This is a genomic window from Verticiella sediminum, assembly GCF_007558815.1.
Classification (GTDB): Bacteria; Pseudomonadota; Gammaproteobacteria; order Burkholderiales; family Burkholderiaceae_B; genus Verticiella; species Verticiella sediminum.
The window spans coordinates 100,679-120,409 of sequence record NZ_VLTJ01000029.1 but is presented as its reverse complement, the minus strand read 5'-3'; the positions used below and the strand labels follow the sequence as shown (position 1 = coordinate 120,409).

The following is a 19,731-nucleotide window of genomic DNA, read 5'->3' as shown; positions in this document are numbered from 1 at the left end:
CATGCGCCCGTTGACAGGCCCTGATGTGAAGTAAGCTTAGGTCCTCTAGCGACTAGAGGAGCAAGCCCTGTGATGCACACTTATTCGATCGGCGAGGCCGCCCGCATCAGCGGGGTCAAGGTGCCGACGATTCGCTATTACGAGCAGATCGGCCTCATGCCGGGTATCGGCCGCACCGAGGGCAACCGGCGCAGCTATGGCCAGGACGAAGTGCGGCGACTGGCCTTCATCCGCCACTCGCGCGAACTCGGCTTCGAACTGGACGCCATCCGCGCGCTGCTCGCCCTGCAGGACGATCCTCACCAGTCGTGCGCGGCGGCGGACGCCATCGCGAGCGAGCGCCTGGTCGAGGTGCGCGCCAAGATCGCCAGCCTGCAGTCGCTGGCGGCCGAGCTGGAACGCATGCTGCGCGGCTGCGCGCACGGCGAGGTGGGCGACTGCCGGGTCATCGAGATCCTGGCCGACCACGGTCAGTGCCGCTTCCACCAACACTGAGCGGGGCGCCGCGGCGCCGGCGCAGCAGGCGGCCATCCAGGGCGGCGAGACCGCCGGCGATCAGCGCCATGCCCAGGAAGTGGCGCGGCTCCAGCCGTTCGCCCAGCACCAGCCAGCCCAGCAGAATGGCGCTGACGGGCACGAGAAAGGTCACGAGCAGGATGTTGGTCGCGCCGGCGGTGGCGATGAGGCGGAAATAGATCACGTACGCCAGTGCGGTGGACAGCACGGCCGAGCCGGCTACGGCGAACCAGGTGGCGGCGCCCGGCATGGCGTATTGCCAAGGGCGCTCCACGAGCAGCGCGAGGGGCAGCAGGATCAGCGTGGCGCAGGCGATCTGGCCGGTCGCGGCGACCATGGGCGCGAGCCCGTAGCGCCGCAGGCGCCGCGCATACACGCCGGCGATCGCATAGGAGCAGGCCGCGCCCAGGATGGCGAGCTGGCCCGCGACCGGGGCGTCGCCGCCGCGCAGCGCGCCGGCGCCCACCATCAGCGCCACGCCGGCAAAGCCGATGACGACACCCGCCAGCCGATTCGACGTGATCCTTTCGTCCTGGGTGCAGAGGTGGGCGGCGAGCACGCCGAACAGCGGCGTGGTGGCGTTCAGAATGGAGGCCAGGCCGCTCGGGATCTGGGTCTGGCCCCAGACGATCAGCGTGAACGGCAAGGCGCTGTTGATGACACCGAGCACCGCCAGGTCGCGCCACGCCCGCGCGTCGCCCGGCAGCGTACCGCCGCTTGCGCGCAGCACCGCATAGAGTGTCAGTGCGCCCAGCCCGACGCGCAGCAGCACGATGGTGAGCGGGGGCAGTTCCTGGACTGCGACGCCGGTGAAGAAGAAGGACGCACCCCACAGCAGGGACAGTCCACAAAGCAGGGACCATTCCTTCGCGCTCATGGTCGGGGCGGGCATCGCGTCTCCTGTCTGGCCCGCCGCACGTGCATCCGGCCGCGTCACGCAGGCGGGGGGAGGGCATTGTCGCACGCAAGCCGGCGCGGGACGTCTGCACGAACGTCCGGCAGGCTGCCCCGAGCGCCGCCTCGGCCGATTGCTTTCGATTGCCAGCCGATGCGCCTGCCGATATCATGTAACGATATTCATTATCATTTACATCATTGCGCTGGCCCTGGCCGGCGCTGACCCATGTCCAGACTCGACTCCTCCGCGCCCGACTTCGGGGCCGTGCTCTATGTGCAGCACCACGACTGGCTGCGCACCTGGCTCAGGCGCAACCTGCCGAGCAGTCACGATGCCGAGGACGTGGCCCACGACACTTTCGTGCGCGTGCTGCGGGCGCGCGTGGATGCGCAGTTGCGCGAGCCGCGCGCCTACCTGGCGACCGTGGCGCGGCGTCTGGTGGCCAATTTCCATCGCCGGCGCGCCATCGAGCTGGCCTACCTGGAGGTGCTGGCCAGCCTGCCCGAGGAGCGGGTGCCGTCGGCCGAGGTCCAGGCTGTCATGTGCGAACGCCTGACCGAACTGGATGCGATGCTCGACGGCCTGGGCCGCAAGGTGAAGCAGGCTTTCCTGCTCGCGCATTTCGACGGCCTGGCCTATCCGCAGATCGCCGAGCGCCTGGGGGTTTCGGTGCGCACCGTGCAGAACCATGTGGCCACCGCGGTAGCGCACTGCTGCCTGCTGATGGATTGAGCATGCCGGCAGACGAGCGCCGGGACGAACGCGCCATCCGCGAAGCGGCGCGCTGGTATGCCGCCTTGCTGCCGCGAGCGTCCGATGCGGATCTGCTCGAACAGTGGCGCGGCTGGCTGGCGGCCGATCCGGCGCACGAGCGCGCCTGGCAGCGCGTGCTCGCGTTCAGCGGCCGGCTGGAGCCGTTGTCCGGGCCGGTGGCAGCGGCGGTGCTGGCGCGCGCCGGCACGCGTCGAGGCGCCTTGCGCCTGCTGGCCGGCCTGGGCGCCGGGTTGGCCGGCAGTGCGCTGGCATTGCGCGGTTCGGCCTACGCCCCGCACGATGGGCTGCTCTGGACGGCCACGGGCGAGCGGCACGAGCGCGTACTGCCGGATGGCACCCGCCTGGCCCTGGATGCCGGCACGCACGCCGAGCTGCGGTACGACGCCCAGCAGCGTCGGCTCGTCCTGGGCGCCGGGGCGCTCTGGATCGAGACCGGGCCGGATGCGCGCCCCTTCTTCGTGGACACGCCGGCGGGGCGCCTGCAGCCGCTGGGCACGCGCTTCGTGGTGCGTGTGCTGCCGCAGGGGCGCGTGCGCGTGGCCGTGTCGTCCCATGCGGTGCGCGTGCAGCCGGCCGGGCTCGATGCGTCGAGCCGGGTGCCGGCAGGTTCGGCGATGACGTTCTCGGCGGGCGCGAGCGGGCTGTTGACGCCGTCCGCCGGCGACGAGGATGTCTGGCGCAGCGGGCGCTTGAGCGTGGTGGATGCGCCGCTGGCCGACTGGGTCGCCGTGTTGGCGGCCTATCGCCCGGGCTACCTGGGGTGCGCGCCCGCAGCGGCCGGGCTGCGGGTGTCGGGGGTGTATCCGCTCGCGGATACGGACGCGGCGCTCGAGCTGCTCGTCGCGGCCTTCCCGCTGCGCATCGAGCGGCGCACGCGCTACTGGACTCGCATCGTCTCGCGCTGATCGCCGGCCAGCACCGTCGACCTATGCACGCCGCCGCGATCCCTCCCCATTTTGCCGGTTGCAGGCAGGCCGGGTGTCCTGCAGGACGAATCCCTTCTTTCATAGACAACAGGTTCGTCATGTCCCGACATCGCTTTCATGCTCGCGCGCGCCTGGGCGGCATGCGCAGCACGCCCGGCTCCGTCGCCGCCGTTTCGCTTGCCACCGTGCTGTGCGCAGTCTTGGCCGGCGCCGGCGTTCTGCCCGCGCCGGCGTTCGCTGCTAGCAACAACCCGGTACGCCACGCGGTGGACATTCCCGCGGGCCCGCTGGCCGAGGCCATCAATCGGTTCAGCGTGGCCAGCGGCGCCAGCATTGCCTTCGACGCGGGCCCGCTCGCGCAAGTGCGCACCGATGGCCTGCGCGGCAGCTATACGGTCGAGGAGGGCCTGGCGCGCCTGCTCGCCGGCAGCGGTTACGAGGCGGTGCCGCGCGGCGCGGCCGGCTACGCGCTGCGCCCCGTGGCACAGGCCGAGGTCGGCCCCGCGCCGGTCACGCTGGGCACGGTGACCGTCACCGGCGAGGTACCGACCTACATGGCCGATCGGCCGTCGAGCACGGCCACCAAGACCGACCTGCTGCCGCGCGAGACGCCGTTCTCCGTGGACCAGGTGACCTCCGACATGATCCAAGAGCGCGGCGACGCCGACATCTTCGCCACGCTCGAGGGCTTCGCCGGGCTCACCACCAACAGTTCCAACAGCGATGCGGGCGGCGGCCACAGCCGGGCGATCCAGATCCGGGGCTTCGCCAGCGGCCAGACGCTGATCAACGGCATCCCGAGCTACAGCGACACGGCCGGGACGCTGCGCGGCACCGACAGCCTGGAGATGGTCGAGCTGCTGCGCGGGCCGGCCGGCCTGTACTACGGCTCGGCCGAACCGGGTGGTGTGATCAGTTATCAATACAAGCGGCCCCAGCCCCGGGCGGCCTACGTGCTGCGCATGGAAACCGACGACAAGGGCTCCTATGGCGGCATGGTCGACATGACCGGACCGCTGGAGGCCGAAGGCCGGCTCATGTACCGGCTGGTGGGCAGCTACAAGCACCGCAAGGACGACCAGGACCACATCTGGTCCGAGCCCAAGAGCGCGATGGCGGCCTTCACGCTGCGCCCGAACGCCGATTTCGACACCACGCTGACCTACGAACGCATGGCCGTGCGCTCGGTGCCGGAGCAGGAAAACAACTTCATGATCTCGCGCGGCGCGCTGGCCGGCCAGTACTACCCGGTGCCCCGGGACTTCTTCTGGGGTAGCCTGAACGACCGCGTGGTGCGCAATACCGATACGCTGATCTGGGACGCCACCTGGTCGCGCAGCGAAGCCCTGAAGATCCGCGGCGGCGCCACCTACCAGCGCTACGACCAGTGGTGGCAGAACACGCGCGCCGACGCTGCCGCCGGAGGCCCCGACGCCGACGGCAACGTCAAGCGCTATGTCAGCGGCCGCCAGAGCGAGGGCGAGAGCTATTCGGGCTCGCTGGACTTCACCGGCGTCGCCCGCCACGGCGACTGGCGCCACGACTGGCTGCTCGGCGCGGGCTACGGGCGCAGCGAAGGTTCGTCCAGCGGCCGCGCCGTGGCGAGCCAATCGCGTTCGGGGCCGTATGCGGTCGACCCGATCAATATCCATGACCCGGTCTACACCGACTACCCCTATCAATTCCTGATCTGGGAAGACCCGCTGGTGCCCGCCGCTACGCGCACCGACACCAGCTTCTACCTGCAGGACATGCTGCACCTGCCGGACGGGCGCACGCGCTTCATGCTGGGTGCTGGCTGGTCGCGCTACCGCAGCGCGCCGTCCACCGGCGAGGCCAACACCGTGCAGCGCTGGTCGCCGCGACTGGCGGCCATGTACGACATCACGCCTGCCGTGACCGTCTACGCGAGCTACGGCGAATCCTTCCTGCCCCAGCCGAGCCTGACGTATCTGGATCTGCAGGGTAACTACATCACCCGGCCGGTGGAGGGCGTGCAGTACGAGGCTGGCCTGAAAGCCGACCTCTTCGAGGGTTCCGCGATGTTCACCGGCGCACTGTTCCGGGTCGAGAAGAAGAACGTCGCGACGGAGCAGGAAGGCCTGATCTGCGAACCCGGACAGCCTGCCAGGCCGTGGCCCGACCTGCCCGACCCGGAGGACCGCTGCTACGGACTGACCGGCCTCACCCGCGCCCAGGGCGTCGAGCTGCGCCTGACCGGGCAGATCATGGACGGCTGGGTGGCCCAGCTCGGTTACTCGTATACACAAGCGAAGTACCTGCGCACCGACAGCGTGGCGGCCCTGGGCAACAGCGTCGAATACACGCCGCGCCACAACCTGTCGATCTGGAACAAGTTCCGTCTCTACCGCGCGCCCGGCGTCGGCGAGGTCAGCCTGGGGCTGGGCCTGCGCGCATGGTCGCGCGTGCACAGCCCGTGGAGCGGTGGCACGGACAGCCCGCCGACGGCGAACTGGAACCCGGGCTACGGCCTGGTCGACCTGGGCCTGTATTGGGACAAGCCGATCGGCCACGACAAGCAACTCAAGCTCGCGCTCAACGTGAGCAATCTCTTCGACAAGGCGTACTACGAACGCCGGCGCTTTCCGCCCGGCACCGTGTTGTACGGCGACGAGCGACGCATTTCGCTTTCCGCACAGCTTTCTTTCTGACCATGACCATGAGCATGCCAGGCGGCGCCTCCGATGCGCCGCACACGCCCGACATCCGGGCCGCCAAGCGCGGCCGGCCCGCAGCCGCGGTGCGCCGCGGCCCGGGCTGGCGGTACCGCGTCGACGTGTTGCTGCGCAGCCTGGCCGCCGGCGGCGTGGGCTATCTGTTCGCCTCGGACGTGGCGGGCGCCGCCGCGCTGGGCCTGGCGCTGGCGGGCGCCACCTCGCGGGCCGAAGCGGTCATGGCCGGCACCATGCTGGGCTTCATCGCCTGGGCCGTGCTGGCCATGTGGGTGTTCGCCCAGGCGCGCACGCGGCGCGCTCTCGCCGGCGCCTGCCTGGCGGCACTGCTGGCCTGGCTCGCCAGCCACGGCCTGGCCCAGATGCATGCGAACGAGATCCCGGCGCCGGCCGGCGCAGCCCGAGGTGCGCGATGAGACCGGACGGCAAAGCGGAGGGACTGCGCCAGTCCATGGCGTGGCTGCACACCTGGACCGGGCTGCCGCTGGGCTGGCTGCTGTACGCGGTGTTCTTCACCGGCACGCTCAGCTACTACCTCGACGAAGTCAACGCATGGACCCGGCCCGAACTGCATCGGTCCGCCCCCGCGCCGCAGACCGCCGAGCGCGCCCTGCAGACCATGCAGCAGTTGGCGCCGGACGCCGAATCCTGGACGCTCGCCCTGCCCAATGAACGGCAGATGCAGGTACAGGCGAGCTGGCGTCCTGCCGGTGCGCCCGCCGGGCGCGGCGGCCAGCAGCGCGCCGAGCTGGATGCGGCCACCGGCCAACCCATCGCGGCACGCGAAACGCGCGCGGGCAATTTCCTGTACCGCTTTCACTTCGAGCTGTACGGCATGCCGCGCGTCTGGGGACGCTGGGTGGTGGCGATCGCCACGCTGCTCATGTTCGTTGCGATCCTGAGCGGCGTGGTCACGCACAAGAAGATCTTCACCGAGTTCTTCACCTTTCGTCCGCGCAAGGGCCAGCGATCGTGGCTGGACGCGCACAACGCCACCGCCGTGCTGGCCCTGCCATTCCACCTGATGATTACCTTCAGCGGGCTGCTGCTGTTCATGTACATGCTGCTGCCGGCCGGCATCAACGCGGCCTACGACGGCGATACCCGGGCCTACTTCGCCGAGCGCCAGCAGGCCGGGCGCGGCGCAGGGCCGGGCGCTGCGGCTCGCGTCACGGAACCGGTCGTCGCCGGCGTGCCGCTGGCGCCGGTCGGGCCGATGCTGGCCGAGGCGCAGCGGCGCTGGCCGGGCAGGGAAGTCGGCAGCATCGCGGTGAACCGCCCCGGTACGTCGGCGGCCACGGTGGAGCTGCGCGAGCACGGCGGCACGAGCCTGGTGGATCGCGGCGCCAGCCGGCGCCTGGTCTTCGACGGCGTGACGGGCGCCGTGCAGGCTGCGCCGGCCGGGTCCGAGCCCGGCGTCGCGAGCGCCGTCTACAACGTGCTCACCGCGGCACACCTGGGCCGTTTCGCCGGACCGGGGCTGCGCCTGCTGCTGTTTCTCTGCGGTGTCGTGGGTACCGTCATGGTGGCCACCGGGCTCGTGCTGTGGGTGGTCAAGCGGCTGCCCGAGCGCCGCAAGGCGGGGCGCACACCGTTCGGGCACCGTCTCGTCGAGCTGCTGAACCTGGGCACCATCGGCGGCCTGTCGCTCGCGCTGGCCGCCTGCCTCTGGCTCAACCGGCTGCTGCCCGCGACGCTGGCCGGGCGGGCCGACTGGGAGATCCAGGGTTTCTTCGCGGTGTGGGCGCTGGCCTTCCTGCATGCCGGGCTGCGGCCGGCGCGCCGCGCGTGGATCGAGCAGCTTGCGCTGGCGACCGTTCTGTTCGCGCTGCTGCCCTTGCTCAACCCGCTGACCGGCGGGCTCGGCCTGTGGGCCAGCGTGCCCGGTGGGGCATGGCCGGTGGCGGGGTTCGACCTTGCCATGCTCCTGCTCGCGCTGGTGCACGGCGCGGCCTGGCGCTGGCTCGTGCAGCGCGGCGCCACGCCTAGCCTGCGCAGCGCCAGGGCGCGTAGCCCCGTGCTGCCCGGCGCCGGTTTGAAAGAAGGGAGCGCATCGTGAACCTGCTTGCCGTGCTGCCCCTGGTCTTTTGCGGTTTCGCCTTGCTGGCGCTGGCCATGCCGCGCCATGCGGACGATGTCCTTGCGCGCGAGTTTGCGCGCGGCACCCGCCTGCTGCTGCGCGGCATCGGCGCCGCGGCGCTGGTGCTTACGTTGTTCGCCTGCATCCGCCTGGCCGGCCCTTCGGCGGGGGCGACGGCGTGGTGCGGCCTGCTGCTGCCCGCCGCACTCGCGGTAGGGCTGGTGCTGACCTATCGCCCGCACGCTCTCTTATGGATGCTGCCTGTTGGCGTCGCTGTCGGCACCGTCCTGCTGGCCGATATCATTCAGTAACAGAGAAGTTGCATATGTAACTGAGGCGCAGAATTTTGTAAGCAAGTTAATATGTAGCCCGGTCGAATTTGATGGCACACCACCAGGCGGCTCGCGCAGGCACAATGCGGCGCGCCCCGAACGGTGTCAATGGACATGCTGATCGGATTGCTGGAGGACGAACCTGCGCACGCGGCGCTGCTGCGCAGCGCGATCGAATCGCTGGGGCACGATGTTATCGCCTATATCGATGGCTCGGCGATGCTGCGCGAGCTGCAGCGCAGGCGTCTGGATGCCCTGGTGATCGATTGGCAGGTGCCCGGCGTGTCCGGCATCGAGGTCGTGCGCTGGGTGCGCCGGCATTTCGAGCAGCGCGTGCCCGTCGTCTTCGTCACCAGCCGCGACACCGAAGAGGACATCATCGAAGGCCTGGACAGCGGCGCCGACGACTACCTCGTCAAGCCCTTTCGCCGCGGCGAACTGCTGGCGCGGCTGCGCGCCGTGCTGCGGCGCGCCTATCCCGACAGCGGCGCGGCGCCGGACGTGTTCGGCGCCTATCGTTTCGATACGCGGCAGCGCCAAGTCTTCCTGGCCGACGCGCCGGTGGAGCTCAAGCCCAAGGAGTACGAGCTCGCGCTCTACCTGTTCCGCAACCAGGGCAGGCTCCTGGCCCATGACGAGCTGCTGGTCGAGCTCTGGGGCGTGAGCCACATCGATACGCGCACGGTCGCCACCCATATTTCCCAATTGCGGCGCAAGCTCGACCTGCGTCCGCACCGCGGTTTTCGCATCGTGCCGGTATATGGCGCCGGCTACCGGCTGGAAGCCATCGCGCAGGAGGAAGGTTCGGCATCATGAACCTGTTGCATCTGAAGCGGCTGGCGGGCGTGCTCGCGCTCAGCCACGCCGCCGCTCTGTCCTGGGCAGCCCAGCCCATCCAGCACGTCGTCGTTGCCGGCGACACCCTGTACGACCTGGCCGAGCGCTACCTGGACGACCCTGCGCAGTGGCAGGCGCTCGCGCTCGCCAATGGCAACCCGCAGCCCACGCGGCTGCCGCCGGGCCTGGTCATCGTGGTGCCGGCCGAACTGCTGCGCGCCCGGCCCGGCGGCGCACGCATCGAGCATCTTTCCGGCGACGTCACGCTGCAGGCGGCCGGGCAGGCGCCGCGGCCGCTGGCGCCGGACGACGTGGTGCTCGACGGCGACGTGCTGGTGACGGCGCGCAACGGTTTCGCCACGCTGCGCCTGGCCGATGGCTCGCTGGTACGCGTCGCCGGCGATTCGGAGGTGCGCTTCGATCGCCTGGGCTATTCGGTGCGGCGCAAGCGCGGGGATACGCGGGTAGGGCTCACGCGCGGCCGGGTGGAATCGAGCGTGCCGCGCCGCACTGCCGGGCCGGCCAACCGCTTCGAGGTGCAGACGCCGGTGATGTCCACCGGCGTGCGCGGCACCCGCTTCGGCGTGTCGATGGGCCCCGCCGGCGCGGCCGCCGACGTCAGCGAAGGGCGGGTGGCCGCGCAGGCCCGGTCCGCGGGGGCGGTGGCCGTGCGCGCCGGCATGGGCCTGAGTTCGCAGGCGCCCGCGGCGCCGGTGCGCCTGCTCGCAGCGCCCGATCTGGGCGGCGTGCCAGTGTTGCAGGAACGACCGCTCATCGACGTGGCCTTTCCCGCGGTGCCCGGCGCGCTCGCCTACCGGGCCTACCTGACGCGCGACACCGCGCTCGATCAGGTGGTCGCCAACGACGTGTTCGCCACGCCCAGGGCCCGCCTGGAAGGCCTGGAAGACGGCCACTATCTGGTCGCCATCCGCGCCATCGACGCTCACGGTATCGAGGGTGCGGTGGCGAGCGTGCCGATCGACCTGCGCGCGCGGCCCGAACCCCCGGCCACGCTGGCCCCGGACGTGGGCGGCGAGGTGGCGTCGGCCGATGTCGAGCTGCGCTGGGCCGCCGTGACGCAGGCGGCCAGCTACGATCTGGAGGTGGCCCGCAACATCGATTTCGCGCAGCCGCTGGTACAGCAGCGCGTGACCGGCACCGCGCATGCGCTGGCGGCCCTGGCCACCGGCCAGTACTACTGGCGCATCCGTTCGGTACCTGCCGAGGGCGCGCCGCCGGGCCGGCCCGGACCCTACAGCGACCCGCGGGCGTTCTCGGTGCGCCCGCCCGTGGCCACCCGTGTCGAGGTGCAGCAGAGCGCCGATCGCCTCGCTCTGCACTGGGATGGCGAGCCCGGCCAGACCTACCGCGTGCAGGTCGCCGGCGATCCGCAGTTCGCCGCGCCGCAGATCGACCTGACGACCGACGCGCCCAGGCTGGATGCGCCCGCGCTCGATGGCGGGCGCTACTACCTGCGGGTGCAGGCCACCGACCCCGACGGCTACGTCCGGCGCTACTCGACGCCGCAGGCGTTCGACGTCCGGCGCCTGGTGCGCGTCGGCGCGGGGGCCTTGCGCGTGGACGGCGGCGCGGGCGTCGAACTGCCCTGAGCGGCATGCGTGCCGGGCTGCGCGATCGCCTCGGGCTGCTGGCGGCCATGGCCCTGCTCGCCTTGGCCCTGGGTGCGCAGGCCGGGCTGGGTCGGCTGGACGCCATGTTCTACGACGCCATGGTCTCGGCGCTGGCGCCCGCGGCCGGCACGGACACGGTGGTGGTCGCCATCGACGAGGCCAGCCTCGCCGCCCATGGCCGCTGGCCCTGGGATCGCCGCGTGCTCGCCGACCTGATCGAACGCATCGCCATCGACGAGCCGAGCGCCATCGCGCTCGATCTCCTGCTGTCGGAGCCGGCCGGCGCCGACGAGGACGCCGCGCTGGCCGCGGCGATGCGGCGCAGCGGCCGCGTGGCGCTGCCGGTCTTTACCGCCTATGCGCCGGGCGGCGGTGTGCAGGCGGTCGCGCCGGTGGCCGAACTTGCGCAGGCCGCCGCCGCCCTCGGCCACGTGTCGATCGAGACCGACGCCGATGGGGTGGCGCGCAGCGTCTTCCTGCGCGAAGGCAACGCCTCGCAAGGGTGGTGGGACCATCTCGCCGTGCAGATGCTGCGGCTGGCCGGCGCGCCGACGCCGGCGCTGCCGGGTGCGCGTGCGCCGGCGCAGTCGGTCTCGCCCGGCGCCTGGCAGCGCGATCACTGGGTGCTGCTCACGTTCGCGCGCGGCGAGCCGCCCACGGTGTCGGCTGCCGCGGTACTGGCCGGCGAACTCGAGCCGGACGTCTTGCGCGGGCGCATGGTCCTGATCGGGGTGACGGCGGGCGGGCTGGGCGACACCTATCCCACGCCGAGGTCGCGCACCGCCTACAGCCCGGGCGTGTACGTGCTCGCGACCGCGCTCGCCAATCTCGCCCACGGCGACACGGGCACCGCCGCGGGGCCGCTAGGCAGCGTGGTTTTCACGCTGCTGGTGATGTGCCTGCTGTTGCCGGTGTATTGGCGCGCCTCGCCCAGCCATGCCTTGCTCTGGACCCTGGTCGTCGCGCTGGCGGCCTGCGCGGCCAGCGCCCTGATCTGGCTCGGCTGGCGGCTCTGGTATCCGCCGGCGGGCGCGGTGATCGTCTGCCTGGCCGCGTATCCCGTGTGGAGCTGGCGCCGGCTGGAGTCGGCCAGCGCGTATCTGGACGAGGAACTGACCCGCCTGAGGCATGAACGCGCTCTGCTGCCGGCGCGCGCGCCGGCGGCGGCAGCGCCCAGCGGCGACGCGGTCGAGCGGCGCATCGCCGCGATGCGCGCGGCCACCGACAATCTGCGCGCGCTCAACGCCTTCATCGCGGCGTCGATCGAACACCTGCCCGATGCCGTGCTCGTGACCGACGGCGCGGGACAGGTGTTGCTGGCCAATCGCGCGGCTGCGACCTACGTCGGCGCCACCGCGCCGCACGTGCTGGCTGGCGTATCCGCGGCGGTCTTGCTCGATGGCCTGCGCACCCGCGATACGCGCGAACCGCTCGCGCCGCCGCCGGCCGAAGGCACTGCCGAGTGCATCGATGCGCACGGCGGCGAGTTCCTCTACAAGTCGGCCCCGCTGTGGCTGGGCGACGGGCCGGCCCTGGGCATCGTTACCGTGGTCGACATCGCCCGCGTGCGCCAGGCCGAGCAGCGGCGCGACGAGGCGCTGCGCTTTCTGTCGCACGACCTGCGCGCGCCGCTGGCGGCGATCCAGGCGCTGATCGACGGGCGCGCCGCCGCCGATGCGCGCGAACGCGAGGCCCGCGTAGCGCGCCTGGCCGGCCAGGCGCTGCATCTGGCCGAGTCCTTCGTGCAGCTCGCGCGCGCGGAGTCGGCTCCGCTGCGCGTGGAAGTGCTGGACCTGGCCGAGGTCGCCATGGACGCCGAAGACGCCTGTTGGGCCCAGGCGCGCGAGCTCGGTGTGTCGGTCGCCGGCGTGGCCGACGTCTGCGCCGAGGTTCGTGGCGATCGCTCGTGGCTCACACGCGCGCTCGTCAACCTGCTCGGCAATGCGATCAAGTTCAGCCCGCGTGGCGGCCAGGTGCGCATCACGCTGGCTGCCAGCGACGGCGAATGGCATCTGTCGGTGAGCGACGCCGGCCCGGGCGTGCCGGACGCCGCTCTGGCGCAGCTCGGACAGCCGTTCGTGCGGCTGCAGGCGGAAACGGCCGGCGTAGGTCTGGGACTGGCTTATGTGCGCACCGTGGCGGCGCGGCACGGCGGCCATCTGGTGCCGGAGAACCTGCCGGGCGGGGGCGCACGCTTCACGCTGTGCCTGCCGCGCGCAGCGGCGCCGGCCGACGCTCCAACATAAACAATCGTCACGGTCCGGACACGCCGCCTGCAGGCTTGCGTAGAGTGCGGGCTGGGGCGCAACGGGGCGGCGCCTGTGCGTGTGCCCCGCGGCGCCGTTCGACAGAGCCTCGATTGTCCCTCTTCACGTTTTTCCGGCGGGCCGGCCAGCGGCGCGCGTTCCTGCTGTTCTCCTGTCTGCTGCTCGCCGTGCCCTGCATCGCGCTGCGCGGATGGGCCGCGGACGCGAGCGCCCAACCCGGCGCGCCGGCTGCGCCGCTGGTCGGCGCGGCATTCCTGCCGGACGCGCAGACGCTCGACGGGCACTGGTCGGACGACGCGCTGGTGGCTGCGCGTGTGCGTCTGGCCCGTCTCCATGCCCAGGGCTATCATGCGGTCGATCCGGTGCGCCTGGCGGCAGGCCAGGAAGATCCGGCCGGTGTGTCCGCGCGCCCGATGGTGCTGGTGTTCGTACAGGAGCCGGCGCAGTTCGCGCGCGAGATCCGGCCCTTGCTGGCGTCGTACGGCTGGCGCGCCGTGCTGGCGCCCACCAGTGCTGACGCGATGCCGGAGGCGGAAAGCCCGGCCTGGCGGGCTTTGCGGGCCGTGCGTCGCGACGTGGAGCTCGCGGGCCTGTTGCCCTTCGACCCGGCGCGCCAGGCGACAGAGGAGGCGGTTCGCCGCGTGGCGGCAATGGCCAGCGGCATCCGCGAGATCACCGGCACCGTACCGCGCGTCTGGGTCGAGCCCCGGTTCGGGGCGGCGGGCGTGGCCTTGCGCATACGCGCATCGGCGGACGACGAGGTGCGCCTGATGCTGCCGGATGCCGATGTGCATGGCAGGCCGCTGCCCGTGGTGTCCGACCACGAGCGCAGGCGTTTCGGCGACGATGCCCTGCAGGCGGCAAACCCGCCGCGCCGGGTGTTCGGCGTCGAGTTCTCCACGCTCGCGAGCACGTTTGCCCAGCAAGGCGAGGCGGGCGTGGATACCTGGGCGCTGCGCGCCACACAGGCTGGCGCCACCGAGGTCTGGCTGCGCCTGCCGAGCCGTGGCGGATTCGATGTCGACGCCTTCCTGGCGATCGCCGCGCGGTTGCGCGAACAAGCCTGGGTGGATGTGCGCGTCTGGCTGCCGGCCGACTGCATGGCAGGCGTCATCGCCTGCGACGGGCTCGATCCGGGGCCGCTGGCGCGCACCCGGGCGGCTCAGGCGCGCGCCTGCACACGCGCTACCCAGGTGTTCCATCGTGTCGCGGGCGGCGAGGTGCGCGGCGTGGTGTTCGATCCCACCACGCGGCTGCCCAGGCCGGGGCAGGGGCCCGCAGCGGGCGCCGAACGGCATGTCGCGCAGAGCGAGGTGCATGACGCCTGCCTGCGCGGTTTCGCACTGATGCCTTGACCACGGGCTCATTCTTCAAGCGGGAGTCACTTACGCGCCTGGACTTTCAGGCGTCGAAAAGGATCGTGCCGCCGCCGGCTTGTATCGACATTCATCACCCGCCGAGCGCGCCGGTACCGGACTGCGCCATCGCGCCGCTGCAGAAATCGATCAGGTTGGCGACGTAGGCGTCGAAGGCCCGGCGGTCGTGGACGTCGTGCGACCTGCACCACTGCGCGAGGGCATAGACGATGGTGTGGGTCAGCCAGGTCAGACGCTGCTCGAGCGTTTGCGCCTGCACGTGCTGCAGGCGCGCGCGCAGCAGCGCATGCACGCGCTGCATCCCCGAGACGGCCGTGAGCGGAGCGGCGTCCTCGCGCAACTGCGGGCTCAGGGTGGCCTGCGCGAGCACGCTCAGATAGTCCGGTCCCCAGGGCTGGTCGCGCACGGTATCGGCCAGCGCCCGCGTCGTGACCTGCACCAGGGCGGGTACGTCGGGGTCCGGGTTCCCGGCCAGGCAGGCGTCGAGCGCCGCGTTGCGGGCGGCGTCGATGAACTCGCGGCGGCGACGCAGCACCTGCGTGACCAGCTCGGCGCGCGAGCCGAAGTGATACTGCATGGCGGCCACGTTGCGGTGGCCGCTGGCCAGGACGATCTGGCGCAGCGATACGTGCTCGACGCCCTTTTCGGCGAACAGGCGCTCGGCCGTGTCGAGCAAGGTCTGGATGGTTGCGCTGGCGCGGCCCGGCTCGCGGGTCGCGGATGGGGGCGCCTCGGCTGCGGCCTCGGGCATGGGAGTCGCTGGCGTCATGCGGGCCAGTGTAGCCGGGGTGCAGCCGTGTTGTCGCCGATGCCGGTAGTACTATCGCGCTGATCCTATCGATGCCTTCCAGGAGCCCTCTCATGTCCGATCTGCCCATCACCCGTTTCAACGACCATTTCGCGGTTGCGCCGCAGCTCGCGCCCGAGGACATGGCCAGGCTGGCCGAGGCCGGATTCAAGAGCGTCATCAACAATCGGCCCGACGGCGAGGGCGGCCCCGCGCAGCCGCTCAGCGCCGACATCGAGCAGGCCGCCAGGGCCGCGGGCCTGGAATACCGCTACCAGCCGGTCAACGGCGCCGCGATCCAGGCGCAGGATGTCGTGACCTTCGGCGAGCTGGTCAAGTCGCTGCCGGGCCCGGTGCTGGCGTTCTGCCGTTCCGGCACGCGCAGCGGCAATCTCTACCGCGCGGCCGGTACGCTGTAAATCCCGGCTTGGCAGGCGCCGCCGGGGTTGTCATCATTGCGTCATCGTGATCCGTTAAAAACTGCGGCTCAGCCGTGCCGGATCGCCTCCGTGCGGGTGCGCGCCGGCGCGCGTCGGCACAGGGCGATCCGGCAACGGGTCCGCGCTCGCCCTGTTTGCCTGGAAGCTTCTCGATGTCATCCCGTTCCCCCGATCCTGAGCTGTTCCTGAATCGGGAGCTTGCCCTTCTCAAGTTCAACGAGCGGGTCCTGGCCCAGGCGGACAATCCGGCCACACCGCCGCTCGAACGCCTGCGCTTTCTGTGCATCGTCGGCAGCAACCTCGACGAGTTCTTCGAGATCCGCGTCTCCTCGCTGAAGGAGCAGTTGCGCCAGGGCGCCGGCGCGGGCGCCGACGGCAAGACGCCGGAGGAGGCCCTGCAGGCGGTCTCGGCCCTGGCCAAGCAGATCGTCGCGCGCCAGTACGCGCTGCTCGACGGGCAGATCCTGCCGCAACTGCGCGGTGCGGGCGTGGCGCTGCTGCGCGTGCCCGACTGGAACGACGAGCAGCGCGCCTGGGCGCGCGAGGTCTTTCGCCACGACGTCATGCCGCTGCTCACGCCGATCGCGCTCGATCCGGCGCACCCGTTTCCGCGGGTCTACAACAAGAGCCTGAACTTCATCGTGTCGCTGAGCGGGCGCGACGCGTTCGGCCGCAACGCGGGCATCGCCATCGTGCAGGCGCCGCGCGCACTGCCGCGCGTGTTGCGCATGCCGCCCGAGGTGGCGGGCTGCGAGTACGGCTACACCATGCTGACCTCGCTGATGCACGCTTTCGTGGCCGAGCTCTTTCCGGGCATGCAGGTCAACGGCTGCTACCAATGGCGCGTCACCCGCAACAGTGATCTCTTCGTCGACGAAGAAGAAATCACCAATCTGCGCCACGCGCTGCAGGGCGAACTGACGCAGCGCCATTTCGGCGACGCCGTGCGCCTGGAGCTGGAGGCCAGCACGCCGCCCGAGCTGGAACGCTTCCTGCAGCGCGAGTTCGGCTTGAGCGCGATCGACACCTATCGCGTCGACGGCCCGGTCAACCTGTCGCGCCTCATGCAGATCGCCAACGAGACGCGCCGCCCCGATCTGCTGTTCTCCGACTACCGTCCGGCGATCCCGGCGGACCTGGTGGCGGCGGCCGAGACGCCGGCCGCGATGTTCGCCGCGATCGCCGAGCGCGACCGGCTGCTGCACCATCCGTATCAGGCGTTCCAGCCGGTCATCGACTTTCTCACCGCCGCGGCCAGCGACCCCAACGTGGTCAGCATCAAGCAGACGATCTATCGCACCGGCGAGGATTCCGAACTGATGCGCCTGCTGGTGGCGGCCGCCCGTTCGGGCAAGGAAGTCACCGTGGTCGTGGAGCTGATGGCCCGTTTCGACGAGCAGACCAACATCCACTGGGCGGCCCGGCTCGAGGAAGTCGGCGCGCACGTGGTGTATGGCGTGGTCGGCCACAAGACCCACGCCAAGATGGTGCTGGTGCTGCGCCGCGAAGAGGGCGGCCAGATCCGCCGCTACGGCCACCTCGGCACCGGCAACTACCACCCGCGCACCGCGCGGCTCTACACCGACTTCGGCCTGCTCACCGCCAATCGCGACATCTGCGAGGACATGGACCGCGTCTTCTCCCAGCTCACCGGCCTGGGCGAGCGCCGCCAGCTCAAGGCACTGCTGCAATCGCCCTTCAGCCTGCACGACACCATGGTCGCCATGATCCGCGCCGAGGCCCAGCAGGCCCGCGCCGGCAAGCGCGCGCGCATCATGGCCAAGATGAATTCGCTGCTCGAGCCGCGCATCATCGAGGAGCTCTACCAGGCCAGCCAGGCCGGCGTGCGCATCGATCTCATCGTGCGCGGTGTGTGCACCCTGCGGCCCGGCGTGCCCGGTCTGTCCGAGAAGATCACCGTGCGTTCCATCGTCGGCCGCTTCCTCGAGCACTCGCGCGTGTACTACTTCTACAACGGCGGGGACGAGAAGGTGTATCTCTCGTCGGCCGACTGGATGGACCGCAACTTCTTTCGCCGCGTCGAGATCGCCGTGCCGGTGCTCGATCCCAAGCTGCGCAAGCGGGTGATCGACGAAGCCTTCACCTGGGCGCTGCGCGACACCGAGCTTTCCTGGCTCCAGGGCCCGGATGGCAACTACCACCGTGCGCGCAGCCGGCGCGCCAAGGTCAACCTGCACGACCACCTGATGCACCTGCTGGGCGGGGTTTGAGAAGGCCGCGGCAGGCATGCCTGCTGCGGAGGGGGCGTTGCGCCGCCGGCATGTGGCAGACTGAGCCTTCCTCTCTTTTCGAAACCACACTCATGAAACCCCTGCGCACCATTCCCGCCCTCGGCCTTCTGGCCTGCATGCTCGGCATGAGCAGCGCCTTTGCCGGTTCCATCGGCTATCTGGGACCGGCAGGGTCCTGGACGCACCAGGCCTGCCTCGATCTGTTCGGGGAGAAGGACCTCGTAGCGTTGTCGCGGCAGGAGCTGTTCGACGCCTACGCTGCAGGCAAGGTCGAGCGGGCGTGTGTGCCCGTTACCACGTCGGTCGTCGGCGTCACGCCCTATCTGGATGACGTGCTCGCGCTCCCGGAGGTCACGGTGGTGGCTGAATATCCCAAGATGCTGGGCTACAGTCTGCTCGTCCGGCCCGGCACGAGGCGTGAGGACATCACCGAGGTCCTGGCCCATCCCGTCGCCTTCGAGGAGGTCAAGCCCTGGGTCGATCGTGAGATGCCCGACGTGCGCCGCACCGAGGCCGCCAGCGGCGGCGCGGCAGCGCAGACCGTCGCGAACAGCGCCACCCTTGACAAGGCATCCTTCGGTCCTGCGGTCGGGGCCTCGGTGTACTCCTTGGTCTCGCTGGTCGATGGTATCGAGGAAGGGCCGCACAACGTCACCCGCTGGTGGGTGCTGGGCCGCACCCTGCCCGAGCCGACGGACAACGACAAGACCTCGCTTCTGGTCGACACGTCGGACGAGCATCTCGACGCGGCGCTGACAGCCTTTACCGGCGCTGGCGTGCAGATCCTGACGATTTACGAGCGTCCGAGCAAGAAAAGCCTGGACACGCACCAATACCTGATCGAGGTGGCGGGCCATCCCAAGGACGGCAAGTTGGCGCAGTTGCTGCAGGCACGCAGCGACATTCGGGTGCTGGGGGCATACCCGCGTCGATGAGGCCGCGGCGAGCTGCCGCGCCATGATGCGTCCCGGCCCGCGGAAGCGGCGCGGCGGGAGATCAGTCCGGGCGCCGTTGCACCTTGCTCGGCATCGCCTCGCGAAACGCCCGCATCAGCGGCGACCAGGTCGCGCCCGCGCGGCTGACCAGCAGCATGCTGCGCCGCAAGGGTGAGGCCAGGCGCACCGGCAGGCGCGCCAGCCGCTGTCGGCCGCCTTTTCCGACGACCGCTTCGGGCACCAGGGCGATCATCTGCGACTCGGCAAGCAGCCGTAGCGTGCCCTCCGAGTACGACTCCACTTCCAGCGAGGCCGGCGGCGCGGCCACGCCGCTGGCGGCCAGGCTGTGCTCCAGGGCGCGGCGGGCGTCGGAGCCTTGCATCGGCATGATCCAGGGAAAATCGAGCAGCTCGCGTGCGCTCACGCGCCGCTGCAGTGCCAGCGGATGCCGCTCCGAGGCCGCGACGCACAGCGTTTCGCTGTGGATGCACGCATCCGTCTCCGAGGCGGCCTCGCCGTAGACCGGCATCACGGCGAGGTCCAGCTCGCCCGCGTCGACGCGCACGCGCAGGTCGTCCGACAGGCCGTAGCGTAGCTGCACCCGCATGGCTGGCCGTCGCGGCAGCAGCCGCGCGAGAGTCGGCAGGACGAACTCGTCCATGGTGGCCCGCGTGGCGCCCAGCCGCAGCAACCCGGCCTGGCCCATGCGCATCTCGTGCGTGTTGCGCACCGCGTCGCCGTACTCCGCGCGCAGCTTGCGCGCGTGCTCCACGAAGACCAGGCCGGCGGAGGTCAGGAACACGCCGTGGCGGCCACGATCGAGCAGGGTCAGCCCGGTCTCGGTTTCCAGCCGGCGCAGCGATTTCGACAGGGCCGGCTGGCTGACGCCGCACTGCTCCGCCGCCTTGCTGATCTGGCCGCAGGCGACGACGGTCAGGAAATAGTCCAGATCGCGTAGCGAAAGATTCATGCCTGCAGGTTATGGCC

The 19,731-nt window shown here is 70.9% G+C and carries 17 protein-coding genes; 14 read left to right on the top strand and 3 right to left on the bottom strand.

What is annotated here, in order from left to right; genetic code table 11:
* Positions 1 to 72: 72 nt before the first annotated feature.
* The gene (locus FOZ76_RS15065; protein ID WP_143949469.1) at positions 73 to 495 is read left to right on the top strand and encodes a MerR family transcriptional regulator; all 423 of its coding nucleotides are present in this window, start codon (positions 73 to 75) and stop codon (positions 493 to 495) included.
* Here the strand turns inward: FOZ76_RS15065 and FOZ76_RS15060 are convergent.
* On the bottom strand, positions 446 to 1,408 hold the full coding sequence (locus FOZ76_RS15060; protein WP_211366265.1) for a DMT family transporter: 963 nt from the start codon (positions 1,406 to 1,408) through the stop codon (positions 446 to 448). The two genes, FOZ76_RS15065 and FOZ76_RS15060, sit on opposite strands and share 50 nt — an antisense overlap.
* Before the next feature lie 231 nt (positions 1,409 to 1,639).
* On the opposite strand from FOZ76_RS15060, the gene FOZ76_RS15055 reads away from it, so the two are divergent.
* The 10 genes from FOZ76_RS15055 to FOZ76_RS15010 all read left to right on the top strand — a co-directional run bounded on the left by FOZ76_RS15055 (position 1,640) and on the right by FOZ76_RS15010 (position 14,309).
* Positions 1,640 to 2,146, top strand: coding sequence for a sigma-70 family RNA polymerase sigma factor (locus FOZ76_RS15055; protein WP_143949095.1), 507 nt, complete (start codon positions 1,640 to 1,642; stop codon positions 2,144 to 2,146).
* A 2-nt stretch (positions 2,147 to 2,148) separates the two neighbouring features.
* The gene (locus tag FOZ76_RS15050; RefSeq protein WP_143949094.1) at positions 2,149 to 3,093 is read left to right on the top strand and encodes a FecR domain-containing protein; all 945 of its coding nucleotides are present in this window, start codon (positions 2,149 to 2,151) and stop codon (positions 3,091 to 3,093) included.
* 119 nt (positions 3,094 to 3,212) lie between these two features.
* Positions 3,213 to 5,786 (top strand): TonB-dependent siderophore receptor, encoded by a 2,574-nt coding sequence (locus FOZ76_RS15045; RefSeq protein WP_170235472.1) that lies wholly within the window; start codon positions 3,213 to 3,215, stop codon positions 5,784 to 5,786.
* A gap of 8 nt (positions 5,787 to 5,794) precedes the next feature.
* Complete coding sequence (locus tag FOZ76_RS27720; protein ID WP_211366262.1) at positions 5,795 to 6,223, top strand: iron transporter; 429 nt, start codon at positions 5,795 to 5,797, stop codon at positions 6,221 to 6,223.
* Positions 6,224 to 6,258: 35 nt separating this feature from the next.
* Entirely contained in the window at positions 6,259 to 7,866 is a 1,608-nt protein-coding gene (locus FOZ76_RS15035; RefSeq protein WP_246129528.1) for a PepSY-associated TM helix domain-containing protein, read from the top strand.
* Positions 7,863 to 8,198, top strand: a complete 336-nt coding sequence (locus FOZ76_RS15030) for a DUF3325 domain-containing protein (RefSeq protein ID WP_246129526.1) — start codon at positions 7,863 to 7,865, stop codon at positions 8,196 to 8,198. The genes FOZ76_RS15035 and FOZ76_RS15030 overlap by 4 nt, the downstream gene beginning before the upstream one ends.
* 135 nt (positions 8,199 to 8,333) lie before the next feature.
* On the top strand, positions 8,334 to 9,035 hold the full coding sequence (locus tag FOZ76_RS15025; RefSeq protein WP_143949091.1) for a response regulator transcription factor: 702 nt from the start codon (positions 8,334 to 8,336) through the stop codon (positions 9,033 to 9,035).
* Positions 9,032 to 10,666 (top strand): FecR domain-containing protein, encoded by a 1,635-nt coding sequence (locus FOZ76_RS15020; RefSeq protein ID WP_143949090.1) that lies wholly within the window; start codon positions 9,032 to 9,034, stop codon positions 10,664 to 10,666. Before FOZ76_RS15025 ends, FOZ76_RS15020 begins: the two co-directional genes overlap by 4 nt.
* Positions 10,667 to 10,671: 5 nt before the next feature.
* Positions 10,672 to 12,933: a CHASE2 domain-containing protein gene (locus FOZ76_RS15015; RefSeq protein ID WP_143949089.1), complete on the top strand. Its 2,262-nt coding sequence runs from the start codon at positions 10,672 to 10,674 to the stop codon at positions 12,931 to 12,933.
* A gap of 113 nt (positions 12,934 to 13,046) precedes the next feature.
* Positions 13,047 to 14,309, top strand: coding sequence for a polysaccharide deacetylase family protein (locus tag FOZ76_RS15010; protein ID WP_143949088.1), 1,263 nt, complete (start codon positions 13,047 to 13,049; stop codon positions 14,307 to 14,309).
* A gap of 94 nt (positions 14,310 to 14,403) precedes the next feature.
* Here FOZ76_RS15010 and FOZ76_RS15005 read toward each other — a convergent pair whose 3' ends face one another.
* Positions 14,404 to 15,081: a TetR/AcrR family transcriptional regulator gene (locus FOZ76_RS15005; RefSeq protein WP_170235471.1), complete on the bottom strand. Its 678-nt coding sequence runs from the start codon at positions 15,079 to 15,081 to the stop codon at positions 14,404 to 14,406.
* Between the two features lie 110 nt (positions 15,082 to 15,191).
* Here FOZ76_RS15005 and FOZ76_RS15000 point away from each other — a divergent pair, with 110 nt between their 5' ends.
* The 3 genes from FOZ76_RS15000 (at position 15,192) to FOZ76_RS14990 (ending at position 18,744) form a co-directional block, all read left to right on the top strand.
* Positions 15,192 to 15,536, top strand: coding sequence for a protein tyrosine phosphatase family protein (locus FOZ76_RS15000; RefSeq protein WP_143949086.1), 345 nt, complete (start codon positions 15,192 to 15,194; stop codon positions 15,534 to 15,536).
* Between the two features lie 173 nt (positions 15,537 to 15,709).
* A complete protein-coding gene (gene ppk1, locus FOZ76_RS14995; protein WP_143949085.1) occupies positions 15,710 to 17,788 on the top strand; it encodes a polyphosphate kinase 1 in 2,079 nt (692 codons plus the stop codon).
* A 137-nt stretch (positions 17,789 to 17,925) separates the two neighbouring features.
* Entirely contained in the window at positions 17,926 to 18,744 is an 819-nt protein-coding gene (locus tag FOZ76_RS14990) for a prephenate dehydratase (RefSeq protein ID WP_246129577.1), read from the top strand.
* 61 nt (positions 18,745 to 18,805) lie between these two features.
* Here FOZ76_RS14990 and FOZ76_RS14985 read toward each other — a convergent pair whose 3' ends face one another.
* Positions 18,806 to 19,714: a LysR family transcriptional regulator gene (locus FOZ76_RS14985; protein WP_143949083.1), complete on the bottom strand. Its 909-nt coding sequence runs from the start codon at positions 19,712 to 19,714 to the stop codon at positions 18,806 to 18,808.
* Between the last annotated feature and the right edge of the window lie 17 nt (positions 19,715 to 19,731).

Bases quoted from the DNA above. Each gene is read 5' to 3' on its own strand.
- FOZ76_RS15065 (WP_143949469.1), top strand. From the start codon at position 73: ATGCACACTTATTCGATCGGCGAGGCCGCCCGCATCAGCGGGGTCAAG.
- FOZ76_RS15060 (WP_211366265.1), bottom strand. From the start codon at position 1,408: ATGCCCGCCCCGACCATGAGCGCGAAGGAATGGTCCCTGCTTTGTGGA.
- FOZ76_RS15055 (WP_143949095.1), top strand. From the start codon at position 1,640: ATGTCCAGACTCGACTCCTCCGCGCCCGACTTCGGGGCCGTGCTCTAT.
- FOZ76_RS15050 (WP_143949094.1), top strand. From the start codon at position 2,149: ATGCCGGCAGACGAGCGCCGGGACGAACGCGCCATCCGCGAAGCGGCG.
- FOZ76_RS15045 (WP_170235472.1), top strand. From the start codon at position 3,213: ATGTCCCGACATCGCTTTCATGCTCGCGCGCGCCTGGGCGGCATGCGC.
- FOZ76_RS27720 (WP_211366262.1), top strand. From the start codon at position 5,795: ATGAGCATGCCAGGCGGCGCCTCCGATGCGCCGCACACGCCCGACATC.
- FOZ76_RS15035 (WP_246129528.1), top strand. From the start codon at position 6,259: ATGGCGTGGCTGCACACCTGGACCGGGCTGCCGCTGGGCTGGCTGCTG.
- FOZ76_RS15025 (WP_143949091.1), top strand. From the start codon at position 8,334: ATGCTGATCGGATTGCTGGAGGACGAACCTGCGCACGCGGCGCTGCTG.
- FOZ76_RS15020 (WP_143949090.1), top strand. From the start codon at position 9,032: ATGAACCTGTTGCATCTGAAGCGGCTGGCGGGCGTGCTCGCGCTCAGC.
- FOZ76_RS15015 (WP_143949089.1), top strand. From the start codon at position 10,672: ATGCGTGCCGGGCTGCGCGATCGCCTCGGGCTGCTGGCGGCCATGGCC.
- FOZ76_RS15005 (WP_170235471.1), bottom strand. From the start codon at position 15,081: ATGCCCGAGGCCGCAGCCGAGGCGCCCCCATCCGCGACCCGCGAGCCG.
- FOZ76_RS15000 (WP_143949086.1), top strand. From the start codon at position 15,192: ATGTCCGATCTGCCCATCACCCGTTTCAACGACCATTTCGCGGTTGCG.
- ppk1 (WP_143949085.1), top strand. From the start codon at position 15,710: ATGTCATCCCGTTCCCCCGATCCTGAGCTGTTCCTGAATCGGGAGCTT.
- FOZ76_RS14990 (WP_246129577.1), top strand. From the start codon at position 17,926: ATGCTCGGCATGAGCAGCGCCTTTGCCGGTTCCATCGGCTATCTGGGA.
- FOZ76_RS14985 (WP_143949083.1), bottom strand. From the start codon at position 19,714: ATGAATCTTTCGCTACGCGATCTGGACTATTTCCTGACCGTCGTCGCC.